This is a genomic window from Mesorhizobium sp. 1M-11, assembly GCF_001303895.1.
GTDB lineage: Bacteria > Pseudomonadota > Alphaproteobacteria > Rhizobiales > Rhizobiaceae > Mesorhizobium.
On the sequence record NZ_LJSD01000011.1, the window covers coordinates 122,269 to 136,037 of the forward strand.

Here is a 13,769-nt window from a genome sequence, read left to right on the forward strand (position 1 = left end):
CAACGCCGATTTCAAATCTCCGAGGTGTCAGCCCTCGGGGCCGAACAGGTCATCGAACAGGTCTCCGAACCATTGCTCGAACACCTCGATCTCGGCCTGCGTGACCGGAACGGGGCGCGGCCAGTCGTCGGTAACGGTCCAGGTGGACAGGTCATGCCTGGGCGGTCTGCCAGGGAACGGCCACGGACAGCCCAATAGTGCCTCAAGCTGCTCGGATGCCGTGGGCGGCCTGACGCGCCGGGCGCGGGACAACGCCCCGCGATCAGACGCCATCGAGGTCGCGCCCGCTTCCGGGCCGCCACGTTACGGGGTTGGCGACCCATCGGTTGATGTCGGATTCCTTCCAGCCCGCGCCGTTGACGCTGATCCTGATCTGGGCGGGGAACGTGCCCTCGGCGATCTTGCGATAGATGGTCGACCGGGACAGGCCGGTGCGGTCGAGAACGGTGTTCAGGCGGATGATACGGTCTGGCTGGCGCATGGCCGTGATGCCTCCTGCTGGCTGTTTCTGGGAACTGCCAGGACAGGCAAAGGCAAGGATTTGTTGTTGTGCAATAGATAGTTAGGCGTCGTAGGGCTGTGGCGAAGAGGCGGCGGTAAATAGGATGGTTCTACAGCCCGAGACCCCGACCCCGGCCAAGCCCGAACGTAAGGGTAAGGTCGCGGCCGATGCCCATCCCCGAATCGAATGAGATGCCGAGTTCGCGTTTGCGGCCCGCCAGAAGGGATTCCATCTGCGGGTCGCGTTCCAGGCTGTGGGCCATGTTCCCCATCTCCGCCCGCGCGGCCCTGTGACCGGAATAGTCGCCCGCCGCATACCGTTCGTCGCTGGCCCTGTGGAGATTTTGCCACCGTTCCACGAAACGGTCGGCGCGCAGGCCGGGATCGGTGCGCAACTCGGTTTCCAGTTGCGGGGCGCGGATTGCGCGCTGGGCGTCGCCGGACGCCGCCTCCGCCGCAAGCTCCGGGTTTTTCTTGTAGGCGGCTTCGGCGTCATGCGAGCCGTAGGGGCGCAGCTCCTCGAATCGCTGGCGCGCCTCCTGCAATTCCCTGATCTGATCGGGGCTGGCCTTGCCGCCCTGGTCCTGCGCGGCGAATATCGCATCGACGGCGCGCGCATGACGGACGAGCGCCCGGCCACGGGCGCGGCGCAACGCCGCCTCCGGGTCTTCCGCCACTTTCCTTTCCGGCATCTGTCCACCCTCGGCGGGCAGGCGCAGGCCGTCGAAGATGCCGCGCACCTTTTCGGGAACCTGGCGGACGATCTCGACAACCCGCTCCATCCGCTCGCGGAAGGTGATGCCGCGCCGCTCGGCGTAGTCGCGGGCGGGTTCGTAGTCGCTCGCCATGTCCTTGGCCCGGTCGCGCGACAAGACATTGATGAGCTTGTCCTGATTGGCGAAGTCGTCGCGGCCGTAATGCAGGTCCATGCCGTCGCGGTGGCGCGACAGGGCGACATAGCTGCAGTGGCCGTCCATGCCCGGCGTCGCCAGGACATGGGCGCGGTCCACGGTCATGCCCTGCGCCTTGTGGATCGTGGCGGCATAGCCGTGGTCGATCTTGTTGTAGTCCTTCAGGTCGAACGCGACATCGCGGCCATCGTCGGTGCGCACGGCCATGGATTGCGGGCTGACCTGCTCGATGGTCCCGAGCGTGCCGTTCCTCACGCCAAGCCCGCGCTCGTTTTGCAGGAACATCACGCGGTCGCCGGGCGCGAAGGTCCGCACACCGCGTTCGGCGGCGACATGCACATCCGCGCCAAGTTCACCTGCGTCACGCATTTTCTGGCGGGCCGCCTCGTTCAACTCCCGCACCTCGGCATTGGTGTGGGTGAGGATGATGCGGCTGGCGTCGGGGTGTGCCTGCCGGTCGCGGTTCCAGCGGTCGATCAACTCGCCGCGCGCCTGCTCGCGTGTTGCGGCGGCATGGACCATGCCATGCTTGTCGTAGGCGTGGATCGCATCGCCGGTTCGGCCGGTCGCCAGATCGCGCGTCGCGTCGCGCTGCCAGTCCTCGCGCTGGCGGCGCACCTCGCTGATTTCCGCGCCGCCGTGACGCTCATGGATCGAGCGGAACGCCGCACCCGCCTCGATGGACTGCAACTGCTGCGGATCGCCGACCAGGACGACTTTCGCGCCTGCCTCGGCGGCATGGGACAGCACGCGCTCCAACTGCCGCGTGCCGACCATGCCCGCCTCGTCGATGACAAGCACATCGCGGGATGTGAGAAGGTCGTGGCCCTGCGCCCAACCATGCTCCATGCTGGCGATGGTGCGGGACGTTATGCCCGATCCGCCTTCGAGATTTTCCGCGGCGATGCCGGACAGCGCCACGCCCCGGACCTCGTAGCCCGCCGCCTCCCAAGCCTCGCGCGCCACCCCCAGCATCGCGCTCTTTCCCGTCCCGGCATAGCCGACGACAATGCCAAGATCGCGTCCGTCCGTGACGTACGCCAAGGCATCGGCCTGCTCGCGGGAGAGGACAAGGCCGCGCTGTTCAGCACGTGCAAGGGCGTCGAGTCTGTCCCTGTCGTTCACCTCATGGCGTTCCCGTTCGGCCATCAGTTCGGCCGCGCCGTGCATGCGCCGTTCGGCCTCGATCATGTCGCGGGTGGTGAAGCGGTCCTGCCCGGCATCGTCCTTGCCAAGTTCGACAAGATCGGGCGCGCTGCGCATCGCGCCCATCACCTCGTTGAACTGGTCGATCACGTCGCTGTGCCGGTGCGCGAACATCGCCATGTCACGCCGCGTGAAGGTGGATTGCTGCTGCGTGATCGCGTCCAGGGCGGAAGATGGATCGGCGATGATTCGCGCGCCGTTCTCGCGTGCGATACGCCGGTGATCCTCGGCGCGGTCGGCCTCATGCCCGGCGGCTTCCATGCGCTGCGCGGGCGCGCCGATCTTTGATTGCGGCTCCAGCGCGACGCCCTGCGCCTCAAGGCTGCGGTGGTCGATCCGGGCGTCGATTTCGAGTTCGGCAAGGCGCTCGTTGACATGATCGGCCCATCGTTCGCGCCAACGCTCGACCAGCTCGGTGCGGTTCCAGTCCCGCACCTTCGGGCCAAAGCCGTTTTCGTCCACCGAGCGCATGGTCAGCATGACATGGGCATGGGGCTTGGGCTGGCCGTCCGCGCCCATATCCCAATGCACATTGAGGTCGGCGATCATGCCCTGATCCACAAACTCGGACTGCACGAAGTCGCGGGCCAGTTCGACGCCCTGCGCCTGTGTCATCTCGCGCGGAATGGCGAACTCCACCTCGCGGCAAAGCTGCGCATCTTTTCTTTTCTCGAAGACTTCAACATCATTCCAGAGCCGCTCGCGGTCGGACCATGCCTCCGGCGCGTTCTCCGGCAGCATGACCTCGGAATGGACGACATCGCGCTTGGCGGAAAAGTCCTGATCGCGGCCCAGCCGGTCGTCGCGCAGCCGCGAGGCCGAGCGATAGGCGGCGGCAGCGACCGCGCTGCGGCCCGCCGCGCGTCCGATGACCTGAACGGAGAAATGGTAGATCGCCATGGCGACCAACCAGATACTGCCCGCAAGCGCACGTCGGAACGACGTATAAGCGCGCCCTCGAAACTAATTTCTCGGGACAGTCCGCGCGGTTCCAGCCCGTCCCGGCGACCTTACAGCATTGCGGCAGGCGCTCAACTATCATCGCCCCATCAACAGCTTATGGAGATGACAATGCGCAAGCCACGGGACTTCGACGCGGAACTGAAGTCGCTCGAAGACAAGGCGCGAGACCTGAAGGCCCGAAAGGTGCAACAGCTTGGCGAGCTGGTCATTTCGACCGGCGCCGACGCCCTCGGCGCCGACGAACTGGCGGGGGCGCTGATCGTGATGGCCGAAACCAGGGATGCCGGAAAGAGGGAGGCATGGGCGAAACGCGGGGCCGCGTTCTTTCAGGGCCGGTCGCGGCGAACTGCATCACCGTCTGACCGCGACGCTGGCGGCGCTCCGTCGCAACCGGGCGGCACGCAATCGGCATCAAGCGGCACGGGCGCGGCATGACATGCGGACATGGCAGGTCGAGCGCCGCAAACGTACCCGGCATCTGATCGAACTCGGCGGTCTCGTCGTTAAGGCCGGGATCGTGGACCTGACCGGCGACGACCGCGCCGTCATCTATGGGGCGCTGCTCTGGGCGGCCGACAAGCTCAAAAGCGACGAGCGCGAGAAGGCGTTGGCGCTCTGGACCGCGAAAGGGAAGCAGGCGTTTGAGGCTGAGCGCGCCAGCACGAATCCCACCACCGCACAGGACCAGTCCGATGGGGCGTGAGCGATGGCGGGCGGCGCGGAGACCTATATATCGCAGCGCCGCCCGCCATCGCGCGCACTCTTCCGATGTGTCCCAAGTAGCGATCCCTTTGGGTCAGTCGGTCAGTCGGTGACCGCCGCAAGGATGGGACCCCCGTCGGCAGCCTGCACCAAGATGGCAGTCCTCAGGCCGGACTGGGCAGCCGGCAAGGCGAGTGTCGTCGCCTTACCCGTCCAGTGACCCAGTCTCGTCAGACTTTTCACGACATTGGCATGCGGTAACGTGCGGCCGGTATTCTCGCCCCGTACCACTGGCACCTCGATGACTCCCGGCTGGTAGCGCACCAACCAAATATCGGCCCAGCGCCCGGGTGTGCTGCTGGAGCCGATGTGCACCGCTCCGTCGGCCAGAGACACAGGCGGCCCGTCTGTCCGCGCCCTGCCGATCAGGTTCTCGATGTCCGAGAGCCGATTGCCGACCGTATCCTCGCTTCCGTTCACGACGATCTGCGGCGTGAACGGACCCCTGTTGCCAAGAGGCGCCTCGTAGGCGACCTGGCGCTCCGTGAACTCCTCACGCGCGAAAACGTCCTTCCAGCCGAGATAGTCCCAATAGGTGACGCCGAACGACAGCGCCAATACGCCTTGCCGATCCCTCAGCTTGATCAGATTGGCGTTGGCCGGAGGACAGGACGAGCAGCCCTGGCTGGTGAAGAGCTCGACGACGGTCAGCCGCCCTGTTTCCTCGGCATATGACGTCGTCACTGAAAGCGCGAGCATGGCCATGGCTGCGGCGGGCAGGCCGTATCCCGTCATTCGTCTCATCATGCTTACCTCCGATTGGCTGGTGGCGCTTCGCGCTTCGTTGCCGCAGAATGTTCTTCAGGTGGTGCCATGGCCTTTTCCGATCCGAGCAATCCAGTTGTCGATGGAAAGCCGCCCGGGTCCCCACGCCATGATGCCGAGCGCCATCGCGGCCCAGGTGAGATGGATCGGCCAGCCATCGGGTACGGTTAGCTCGACGACGATGGTCATCAGGAGCAGCCCGAGTGCGGCGAAGCGAGTCGCCAAGCCGAGAACCAGAAGAATTGGAAAGACGATTTCCCCTGACCCTGACAGGAACGCCATCACTGCCGGCGCCGGGAAGGAATAGGGGCCGCCCGGCAGATGCAGCTTGAACTCATCGCTGAAGAGATAGATCGCGGTATCGTTGAGCTGCAGGAAGCCATCCCATTTCAGGATCCCGGACTTCCAGAACGGCACGGCCAACGCCAGACGCATCACAAACTGGACAAGGGACGGCTGCGCAATCGTCCGAACGACGGCGATTCCTCTCCCCACGAGGTCGGTCACACGTTTGACCTTACCGTCGGTGGCGGCACTGTTGTCCGTAGCCATCGTCACGATGGTTCTCCAATCTTGATGGCGGTGAATGTGCCTGCCTCGATCATCCCCTTCAGGTTGAGCGGGAGGTCGAAGTCGGGATGCATCGCCTGAGCGGCCACGGCGGCTGCTCCCAGCGGCTCACCCGTGATCAACTGCTCCAGGAAAGACGCTCCGCCGGCGGGAAGCCGGCGCACGACGACGTCGAGATCGGGTCGTGTGATCAACGCATCCTCGGCGATAGCGGCGTCGATTTTCCCGACGGGCTCCGTGCCACGGTTAGCCGCGAAGATGGTCACGGCTGCATAGTGCGACCGAACGATCCGCGTCGCCGGGTGGGGCGTGAATGTGATCTCCCCCAGCCTCTCGGGCGGGACGGAGGCGAGGGCCTCCGCCGGAAGCGGCTCGGCGTCGGCTGCATGGTAGGCGTCCAGCCAGACCCGTTCGATGCGCGCCGTGTCGGCGAGCCAAGGCATCGCCCGCGCGTATTCGTAATGTTCGATGAAGGCCGGAAAATCCCGACCATACTCGAACAGCAGTGGCGAGCTGGGCGGTGTCTCGCGGATATGAAAGCGAGCCATCGCGCGAAAGAATTCCACGCCTGTGATGCGCTCGACGGCCGGAAAGACCGCCGCTAAGGCATCAATCAGGCTGACGGTGACGTTGTTGCGGTAAACGTTGTAGCGCTGGACGGCGGCCTTGCCGTTCGGACCCGCGACAATTGCCGGCGTATCTCGATCCGGATTTATCAGCGCCGCCGAGAACGCCGCCGCATAGGATGTCCGATCCTGCGCCCGGTCACGAGGCAGATACTCAAGCAGCATGGCTCTGGTCCGGCAAAGAGACGGCCTGGTGACGGTCGAGGATGGCCTGGGCGGCGCTCGCCTCGGCTTTCAGAATCGGCCAGTCGGGAATGTTGCTGTCCCATTCGATGAGGGTCGGGATCGGACCGCATTTCCCGATCACGATCTCGAAAAGTTTCCATACGGCATCCGCGACCGGCCCGTCGTGGCTGTCGATGAGCAGGAGGTCACCCTCGTCGTCTGCCTGCTCGGCATGGCCGGCGAGGTGGATTTCCCCGACGCGCGAAAGAGCGAAATCCGACAGATATTCGAGCGCCGAAAAGCCGTGATTGGTCGCTGAGACGAAGACATTGTTGATGTCGAGCAGCAGGCCGCATCCGGTGCGTTGGGCCACGGCACGGATGAATTCGGTTTCGTTCATGGTCGATTCGCGAAAGATGACATAGGTCGACGGATTCTCGAGCAACATCGGGCGACCGATCGTCTCCTGCACCTCGTCGATGTGCTCGCATACGCGGGCAAGCGTGGCTTCGGTGTAGGGCAATGGCAGGAGATCGTTGTAATAGGCCGTTTCGTGCGTTGACCAGGCCAGATGTTCGGACACGAGCGCCGGTTCGTAGCGCTCGACGAGGCTCTGAAAGCGTTCGAGATGAGCTTTGTCGAGCGGTTGCGGTGCCCCGAGCGACATACACACCCCGTGCAGCGAGACGGGATTGTCGCGCCGGATCGTTTCCAGCGCTCGATGAGGCTGGCCGCCTGCGCCCATATGATTCTCGGCGTGGATCTCGAAAAAGCCCGTTGGTTTGCCATCGGCAAGGATGGCCGGCAAATGCTCGTGCTTGAAGCTTGTGCCCGCAAGCCCGGCGACCGGGTGCACCGGAAAGCGGAGAGTACGTGCCGCGGACGCTGCGACGCGGTTGAGGTTGGCGTTCATGGCAGCTCTCCCTTTCCGGTGACTTGCCGCAGTTTCGTGTTAGGATTCGATCGGTTTCAGCGAGCCATGCTTGCCGTTCGGCAGTTCGATCGACTCGCAGGTTCCGCCGGCTACGAACTTCCAGGCATTGCCCTGGAAATCGACGGTCGAGGTGCCCTGGCAGGTGGTGCCGGGGCCGGCGGCGCAGTCGTTCTGGGCCTTCAGCGCAACGCCGTAACACTTCTCCTTGCCGGCAGCGGTGGCGGCCTTGCCCTCCGCCTCCGTCAGCGGCCCGGCGACCGCGAAGGAGGAAAGTGCCGTGGCCACGGCAGTGGCAAGAACAGCTGCGTTGACGGTGGCTTTGACAGACATGGCTTTATCTCCGATTTGTTTCTCTCTCATGCGTCCCTGTGGCGACGCACGTGAGCGAATTCGGCAGCAAGCGGCGGCGTGTTACTGCGCGCGGTGAACACGAATTCGTGAAGGATTGGCGAACGAGCAGATTGGACACATGTCTATTCTGCGCTGGATGTAACAAAGTGGAGATCTGGAGCGAATCCCAAAGAGGCGGAAGGTTTGAACAACAAGCAGGAGAATAACCTTGCCGGGCTGTTGCGCGCCGCAATTGAAGGGGATGCACGAGCCTATGATGTGTTTCTCCGGCAGGCAGCGAAGCTCGTTCGCGCCTTTGCCGCGCGGCGGATCGTTGATGGCAGCTTGAACCCAGAGGATATTGTGCAGGAAACACTGCTTGCAATTCACCTGAAGCGGCACAGCTGGCGCGCGGACTCACCGGTCATGCCCTGGCTCTATGCCATTGCCCGCTACAAGCTGATCGATGCTTTTCGCCGCCGCGGCCGGCATGTGGAGATCGACATCGATGAGATCGCACAGAGCATGGCCGCGCCTGAGGTCGAGACGCTTGCGAGCTGGGAAGTGGAGCGGGCGCTTGCAATGCTTTCGCCAAACCAGCGCTCCGTCGTCGCGGTCATCTGTGTTGACGGGCACTCCATCGGCGACGCGGCGAGGGACCTTGGTATGAGCGAAGGGGCGGTCAGGGTCGCCCTGCATCGCGGCCTTGCTGCGATTGCAAGACATTTCGGCAAGAGGTCCGAGCGCGACTGAAATGGATACGAACAAGCTCGTCGAGGCGCTCGTCGCCGACATCCGTAAGCCGGGACCGTCGCTTGCCGGTCTCTGGTGGACGGCCGCCGTGTTCGCCACCCTGCTTGCCGGCGTTGTCTTCTTCATCACCCTCGGGCCGCGGCCGGACATCGCGGAGGCGGCCGAGACCCCGCGCTTTCTTTTCAAATTCGCCGTCACGATGGCGCTTGCTACGGCAGCCTTCGGTGCCGCGCGGGCGCTGTCGCGCCCAGGCAGTGACTGGCGTCATACGATGGTCTATCTCATCGCGGCACCGGCCATGCTCCTTGCAGCGGTCGCGGTCGAGCTTGTCCTCGTGCCGCCAACGCTGTGGGGGACACGGCTTGTGGGCACCAACAGCCTCGTGTGCCTCACCTTCATCCCGCTGATCGGGGCGGGACCGCTTGTCGTCTTCCTCGCAGTGCTCCGCCACGGCGCGCCCACGTGTCCGCGCCTGGCGGGAGCCGTCGCCGGGCTGCTTGCGGGCGGCATCGCCGCCACCTTCTACGCCGCCCAATGCATAGACGATTCGCCGCTGTTCGTTGTCACCTGGTACCCAATCGCGATAGGCCTACTTGCCGGCCTTGGCGCACTCGCCGGAGAGCGTATCTTGCGTTGGTAATCTCCGCCATTCACGGCGGGATCAAGCAGCTTCACATTGAAGCCATCAGGCAGGCGCACTATCCGTCCTCGAAATGAATGCGAGGCAAATCTCGCTGTCATCACACTGCAGCCATCGTGCTTTGGGGATTGGATAACCGTCCAAGACTCAGACCTTGGACTTAATATAGTTGACCATTCCGATGACGTCCTCGGCGACCAGCCTACCGATCGGGCCGCTAGAATAGACGGCGTTGAGAATCTTTCCGTCAGGGGCCAGCAAGAATCCTGTCGTCTGGAGATAGCGCGGTGTTTCGTTGGTGTATGCGCCAGTCTCTGCCGCGACTTGGTCCGCATCGGCACTATGCCCCACCGGGAAGTTCAGCTTGAACTTTTCGATCGTGCCGATCGTCGTCGCCTCGTCGTCGACAGACAGCGCCACAACCTTGATGCCGGTTTCGGCGAGCTTCTCGCTCGCGCGCTGAAACCCCGCGAGTTGGGCCTGGCAATAGGGGCACCACGCCCCGCGATAGATCAGGACAACACCGTACGACCCTGAGAGGGATAGTGGGATGCTTATCGTCCCTCCGCCGACCGCGGAGACATCGAGAGCCGGAAAGGTTTGCCCATTTTGCAAACGCGTCATCGTGGACTCCAAAAACTGGACTTCTTGGTCCACTTCATGCGGCGCACGACTGGACTGTCAAGTCCAATCGATGTAACGTTTCAGCATGCTGCCAAACCAGAAATCCGAACCTCGATCTCTTACCGCCCGTGGGGCGGCGACTCGGTCGCGCATCGTCGACGCCGCAGCCGATCTGATTTACGCCCACGGCGTGGACCGGACGAGCCTGGACGACGTGATGGCCGCAAGCAGCGTGAGCAAGTCACAACTCTATCATTACTTCGCCGACAAGGACGCACTGGTCCTTGAGGTGATCGCCCGGCAGACTGAGCGCGTTTTCGAAGCGCAGACGCCCCATCTGGAGGCGCTGGATTCGTTACCTGCCCTGAAGTTATGGCGCAATGCCATCGTCCGGCTCAACAAGGCCGCGCACGGCAAGGGATGTCCATTGGGAACCCTCGCTAGTGAACTCGCCAACGGCTTCGAGCCAGCACGAAAATGCCTAGCAGATAGTTTTGCGATGTGGCGTGATCGCATCGAGCAAGGTCTCACCAAGATGCGCGAACGCGGCGAGCTAGCTGCCTCGGCCGACCCATATGAGTTGGCGGTCGCCGTCCTAAGCGCGATCCAGGGCGGGCTTCTCCTCGCCAAAACGACCCATTCAAGTCGCCCGTTGGAGATCGCGCTCGATATGGCAATTGATCACGTCGCTAGGCATATGACGAAAGCGTAAGTGCCCATCCCAAGTCTTTGTGAGTCGGCAGGATCAGTTAACGAATCTCGGCTTGCGCGGCGGGAATCGGCTATGATGATTGATTGGCACCGAATTCGGCCTAACCGGCTTGAACCTGATAAGTCGCAAAGCCCGCCTTGGTGGAGAGGCAGGCCTCGCCAAGTCATAGTGCTATGGCGCAAACGTAGTGCTCATCACTATCGGTCGCGGCTCGCCATTATTTCGCTTTTACGCCATCGTGCGAAATTGTGCGCTACAGCAACCTAATTGCCGCCGTTTGCCGTTCATTTCGTTGCACCCGCCTGTTTGCTGAACTGATCCTTTATGGCCAAATCCGGGGCAAGCAGACACGATCCACTGCTCGAATGACCCGCCCGCTGTTGCAGGCTGGACATATTTAGACCAGCGGTCTAAACATGTTTGGGCGAATATGATTGGTATTACGGATCATCACTTGGATCAGCGACTTCAGGCACGTGTGCGACTGCGGCAACTTCCCGATCACCAGCGCGCCGCCTGGCTCGATGTGGCAGAAGAGGAATTCAGAGCGTTCGGGTTCGAGGGCGCATCGATGAACCGAATTCTAACGCGTGCCGCGCTCAGCAAGGGGCAAGCCTATTATTATTTCGCGGACAAGGGCGAACTCTATCGCGCCGTTATTGAGCGCGCCATCACCGATCTTTCCCGCTTGATCGACGCAAAGCCGGTTCAGCCAGAGTCCGTTGCTGATTACTGGCGACAGACTGCCGCGCTCTTTGGCAATGTGACGGCGATCCTCAAGCAGAACGAACGCTTGGCTAAATTGGGACGTGGAATCTACCGGGAAACGGCGGCACAGGCCGCCACCACAGACCTGCTCGAAGCTCTTCATGCTCGGTTTCAGCAACTGATCGAGGCAGGACAAACGATCGGCGCTATCCGCAAGGACCTGCCGCTCGCCTTGCTAATCAACATGGCTTTCGCGGTGGCGCGTGAAGCCGACCGCTGGTTTGCCCTGAACGCGCAAGAACTCCGCCCGCACGATGTCCTTGCCCTCAACCACCGCGTGTTCAGCCTGTTCATCGCCATGCTCGCGCCAAGCGATGGCGGCGACGCGTTGGCGCAGGCTTCCAAATCATCCAAGGATTAGTCCAATGCCAACCTCCCGCCTCGTCATCACCACGCTTTTGGTCGCATCAGCCTTGAATTTGGCGCTTATGGTTCCCGGGGGATTCGTTGAAACACGAGATTTCAGCGCCTATCCCTCCATCGTGCTGGGCGCATTCAATGTGTTTTTAACGGTGCTTGGCTTAGGCAGCCTTGTACTCGCCTATACCGTCACGAAAGCAGGCAGAGGATATGGCTGGTCCGCACTGGCCGGCCTCGCCTTCGTCGGCGTCTACGTGCTCGATCTCGGCCGCATTTTTCCCGTGCCGCCCGACCCAATGTCGACACTCCTGGCGACGCTGGAATGGATCGGTACAGGCCTGGGCGTGGCCTTGGCCGCCGCCACGCTCGTTCTATCACGGCGCGCCACATCGACCTCAGCCACGTCATCGTTGCCGAGACCGGTCGTGTTCGGCCTCGTCATCGTGGCGTTGATCATTGTCGCCTTTGCGACCAAATCCGCAATGGGAATTTGAAGCGCTTTCCGATCAGATAGCCGCTTAAGGGGCGGTCGGCCGCGCAGGTCAATTGCGCCGCCAAGCGGCATTAGAGTGCTATAGCGTATGCGTAGTGCTCATCACTATCGGTCGCGGCCCGCCAGTTTCCCTTTATTTCCTCATTTCGCGGCCGCCTCCAGCGGGCGTTGGTGACGCACATTTGCCGTCAGTTTTGCACCGATGGGCGTTTTTCCATCACTGCGCAGCAATCGTATAATTCCAAAAACAAATGCAATAACAGATACTTGAAGGGAATCTGCCTCAATTCCTTCAAAAACAGTGTTCGATTCTGACTGGAGGTCAGAAAATGAACATTAAGAGCCTTCTCCTCGGCTCGGCTGCGGCTCTGCTCGCAGTTTCCGGTGCGCGCGCCGCCGACGCAGTCGTCGTCGCCGAGCCGGAACCCGCTGAATACGTCAAGATCTGCGACGTCTACGGCGCCGGCTACTTCTACATCCCAGGCACCGAGACCTGCCTGCGCATCGGCGGTTACATCCGTTACGACGCCGGCTTCGGTGATGTCGGTTCCTTCGACGGCGCCCGCGCCATCGACCGTCTCAACGGCGAGGAGCAGGACACCTGGCGTAAGAACGCCCGCTTCACGCTGAAGACCTGGACCGGTCAGGAAACCGAACTCGGCACCCTGAAGACCTACACCGAGACCCGCTTCAATTTCGGCAACGGCTCGGGTGACCTGGCTGAAAACAGCGGTGTTTCGCTGAACTTCGCCTGGATCCAGCTCGGCGGCCTGCGCGTCGGTAAGGACGAGTCGGCTTACGACACCTTCACCGGTTATGCCGGCAACGTCATCCAGGATACGCTGGTTCCTTACGGCGAATTCGACACCAACCTGATCAGCTACACCTTCGACGCCGGCAACGGCTTCTCGGCGATCGTGTCGCTCGAACAGGGCTCGGGCGAGTACAACACCTTCGTTGACGATGGTGCTGGCAACTGGGTTCCGGGCGTGGTGAACAACACCATCGACAGCGCAGTTCCGAACGTTGTGCTCGGCGCCAAGTACACCCAGGGCTGGGGCGGCATCACCGGTGTCGTCGCTTACAACAGCGCTTGGGAAGAGTGGGCCGGCAAGGTTCGCTTGGACGTGAACGCGACCGACCAGATCTCGCTGTTCGTCATGGGTGGTTATGGTACGGACGACAACGCTGCTCGTACCTTCTACAAGCCATGGGGCGGCAACTGGGCTATCTGGGGTGGCGGCACCTACAAGTTCACGGAGAAGACCTCTTTGAACGCCCAGGTGTCGTATGACGAGCAGGAAAACCTCGGTGTTGCGGTCAACGTCGCTCACCAGCTGGTTCCGGGCTTCACCGTCACGGCCGAAGTCGACTACCTCAACGAAGGCAAGCGCAATGACGCAGACTTCCTCGGTAGCTGGACTGGCGCTACCGACAAGAGCAGCGTCGGCGGCCTGATCCGCTTCCAGCGCGACTTCTAAGAGAAAGTCTCTTCCGACTTTCCAGAACCCGGCGGGCAACCGCCGGGTTTTTTCTTTTTGTCCAGCGGCGAATGGCTTCGGGAAAGAGGCTGATCGACCACGGAATCATACCGGACATACTGACCGGTTTGTCTTCGCCCATCTCAATGCTTGCATGCCTCTACCCATCACTGTAGCCAGAACCGGAACGCAATCCGGGGCTTCT

General features: G+C 62.5%; 17 protein-coding genes. 8 read left to right on the forward strand and 9 right to left on the reverse strand.

Annotation, left to right across the window (positions count from 1 at the left end; genetic code table 11):
- Positions 1-27: 27 nt before the first annotated feature.
- The 3 genes from AO692_RS04330 to traA form a co-directional block, all read right to left on the reverse strand.
- Positions 28-273 (reverse strand): hypothetical protein, encoded by a 246-nt coding sequence (locus AO692_RS04330; RefSeq protein WP_054308813.1) that lies wholly within the window; start codon positions 271-273, stop codon positions 28-30.
- Positions 263-481, reverse strand: a complete 219-nt coding sequence (locus AO692_RS04335; protein WP_054308814.1) for an AlpA family phage regulatory protein — start codon at positions 479-481, stop codon at positions 263-265. Before AO692_RS04335 ends, AO692_RS04330 begins: the two co-directional genes overlap by 11 nt.
- Positions 482-611: 130 nt before the next feature.
- On the reverse strand, positions 612-3,518 hold the full coding sequence (gene traA / locus AO692_RS04340) for a Ti-type conjugative transfer relaxase TraA (protein WP_054309433.1): 2,907 nt from the start codon (positions 3,516-3,518) through the stop codon (positions 612-614).
- 171 nt (positions 3,519-3,689) lie between these two features.
- Between traA and AO692_RS04345 the strand changes: the two genes are divergently transcribed.
- Positions 3,690-4,016 carry a conjugal transfer protein TraD gene (locus AO692_RS04345; protein WP_200911706.1) on the forward strand — a complete coding sequence of 109 codons (327 nt, stop codon included), beginning with the start codon at positions 3,690-3,692 and terminating at the stop codon, positions 4,014-4,016.
- Position 4,017: 1 nt separating this feature from the next.
- Positions 4,018-4,284 (forward strand): conjugal transfer protein TraD, encoded by a 267-nt coding sequence (locus AO692_RS04350; protein ID WP_054308816.1) that lies wholly within the window; start codon positions 4,018-4,020, stop codon positions 4,282-4,284.
- A gap of 101 nt (positions 4,285-4,385) precedes the next feature.
- On the opposite strand, the gene AO692_RS04355 is transcribed toward AO692_RS04350, so the two are convergent.
- From AO692_RS04355 to AO692_RS04375, 5 genes are all read right to left on the reverse strand, one after another.
- Positions 4,386-5,048, reverse strand: coding sequence for a DUF1223 domain-containing protein (locus AO692_RS04355; RefSeq protein ID WP_244483280.1), 663 nt, complete (start codon positions 5,046-5,048; stop codon positions 4,386-4,388).
- Positions 5,049-5,144: 96 nt separating this feature from the next.
- Positions 5,145-5,660 (reverse strand): DoxX family protein, encoded by a 516-nt coding sequence (locus AO692_RS04360; protein ID WP_054308818.1) that lies wholly within the window; start codon positions 5,658-5,660, stop codon positions 5,145-5,147.
- A gap of 2 nt (positions 5,661-5,662) precedes the next feature.
- Complete coding sequence (locus tag AO692_RS04365) at positions 5,663-6,469, reverse strand: DNA-binding domain-containing protein (RefSeq protein WP_054308819.1); 807 nt, start codon at positions 6,467-6,469, stop codon at positions 5,663-5,665.
- On the reverse strand, positions 6,459-7,382 hold the full coding sequence (locus AO692_RS04370; protein ID WP_082407207.1) for a DUF692 domain-containing protein: 924 nt from the start codon (positions 7,380-7,382) through the stop codon (positions 6,459-6,461). The genes AO692_RS04365 and AO692_RS04370 overlap by 11 nt, the downstream gene beginning before the upstream one ends.
- A 39-nt stretch (positions 7,383-7,421) precedes the next feature.
- On the reverse strand, positions 7,422-7,733 hold the full coding sequence (locus tag AO692_RS04375; RefSeq protein WP_054308820.1) for a DUF2282 domain-containing protein: 312 nt from the start codon (positions 7,731-7,733) through the stop codon (positions 7,422-7,424).
- A 204-nt stretch (positions 7,734-7,937) separates the two neighbouring features.
- Between AO692_RS04375 and AO692_RS04380 the strand changes: the two genes are divergently transcribed.
- Positions 7,938-8,486, forward strand: coding sequence for a sigma-70 family RNA polymerase sigma factor (locus tag AO692_RS04380; protein ID WP_054308821.1), 549 nt, complete (start codon positions 7,938-7,940; stop codon positions 8,484-8,486).
- Position 8,487: 1 nt separating this feature from the next.
- Positions 8,488-9,126, forward strand: a complete 639-nt coding sequence (locus AO692_RS04385; protein WP_054308822.1) for an NrsF family protein — start codon at positions 8,488-8,490, stop codon at positions 9,124-9,126.
- A gap of 147 nt (positions 9,127-9,273) precedes the next feature.
- Here the strand turns inward: AO692_RS04385 and AO692_RS04390 are convergent, their stop codons facing one another.
- Positions 9,274-9,750: a peroxiredoxin family protein gene (locus AO692_RS04390; protein ID WP_054308823.1), complete on the reverse strand. Its 477-nt coding sequence runs from the start codon at positions 9,748-9,750 to the stop codon at positions 9,274-9,276.
- 85 nt (positions 9,751-9,835) lie between these two features.
- On the opposite strand from AO692_RS04390, the gene AO692_RS04395 reads away from it, so the two are divergent.
- From AO692_RS04395 to AO692_RS04410, 4 genes are all read left to right on the forward strand, one after another.
- Positions 9,836-10,462 (forward strand): TetR/AcrR family transcriptional regulator, encoded by a 627-nt coding sequence (locus tag AO692_RS04395; RefSeq protein WP_054308824.1) that lies wholly within the window; start codon positions 9,836-9,838, stop codon positions 10,460-10,462.
- 454 nt (positions 10,463-10,916) lie between these two features.
- On the forward strand, positions 10,917-11,591 hold the full coding sequence (locus tag AO692_RS04400; RefSeq protein WP_054308825.1) for a TetR/AcrR family transcriptional regulator: 675 nt from the start codon (positions 10,917-10,919) through the stop codon (positions 11,589-11,591).
- A gap of 4 nt (positions 11,592-11,595) precedes the next feature.
- On the forward strand, positions 11,596-12,084 hold the full coding sequence (locus AO692_RS04405) for a hypothetical protein (RefSeq protein ID WP_054308826.1): 489 nt from the start codon (positions 11,596-11,598) through the stop codon (positions 12,082-12,084).
- Positions 12,085-12,412: 328 nt separating this feature from the next.
- Positions 12,413-13,564, forward strand: coding sequence for a porin (locus AO692_RS04410; RefSeq protein WP_054308827.1), 1,152 nt, complete (start codon positions 12,413-12,415; stop codon positions 13,562-13,564).
- Positions 13,565-13,769: the final 205 nt, after the last annotated feature.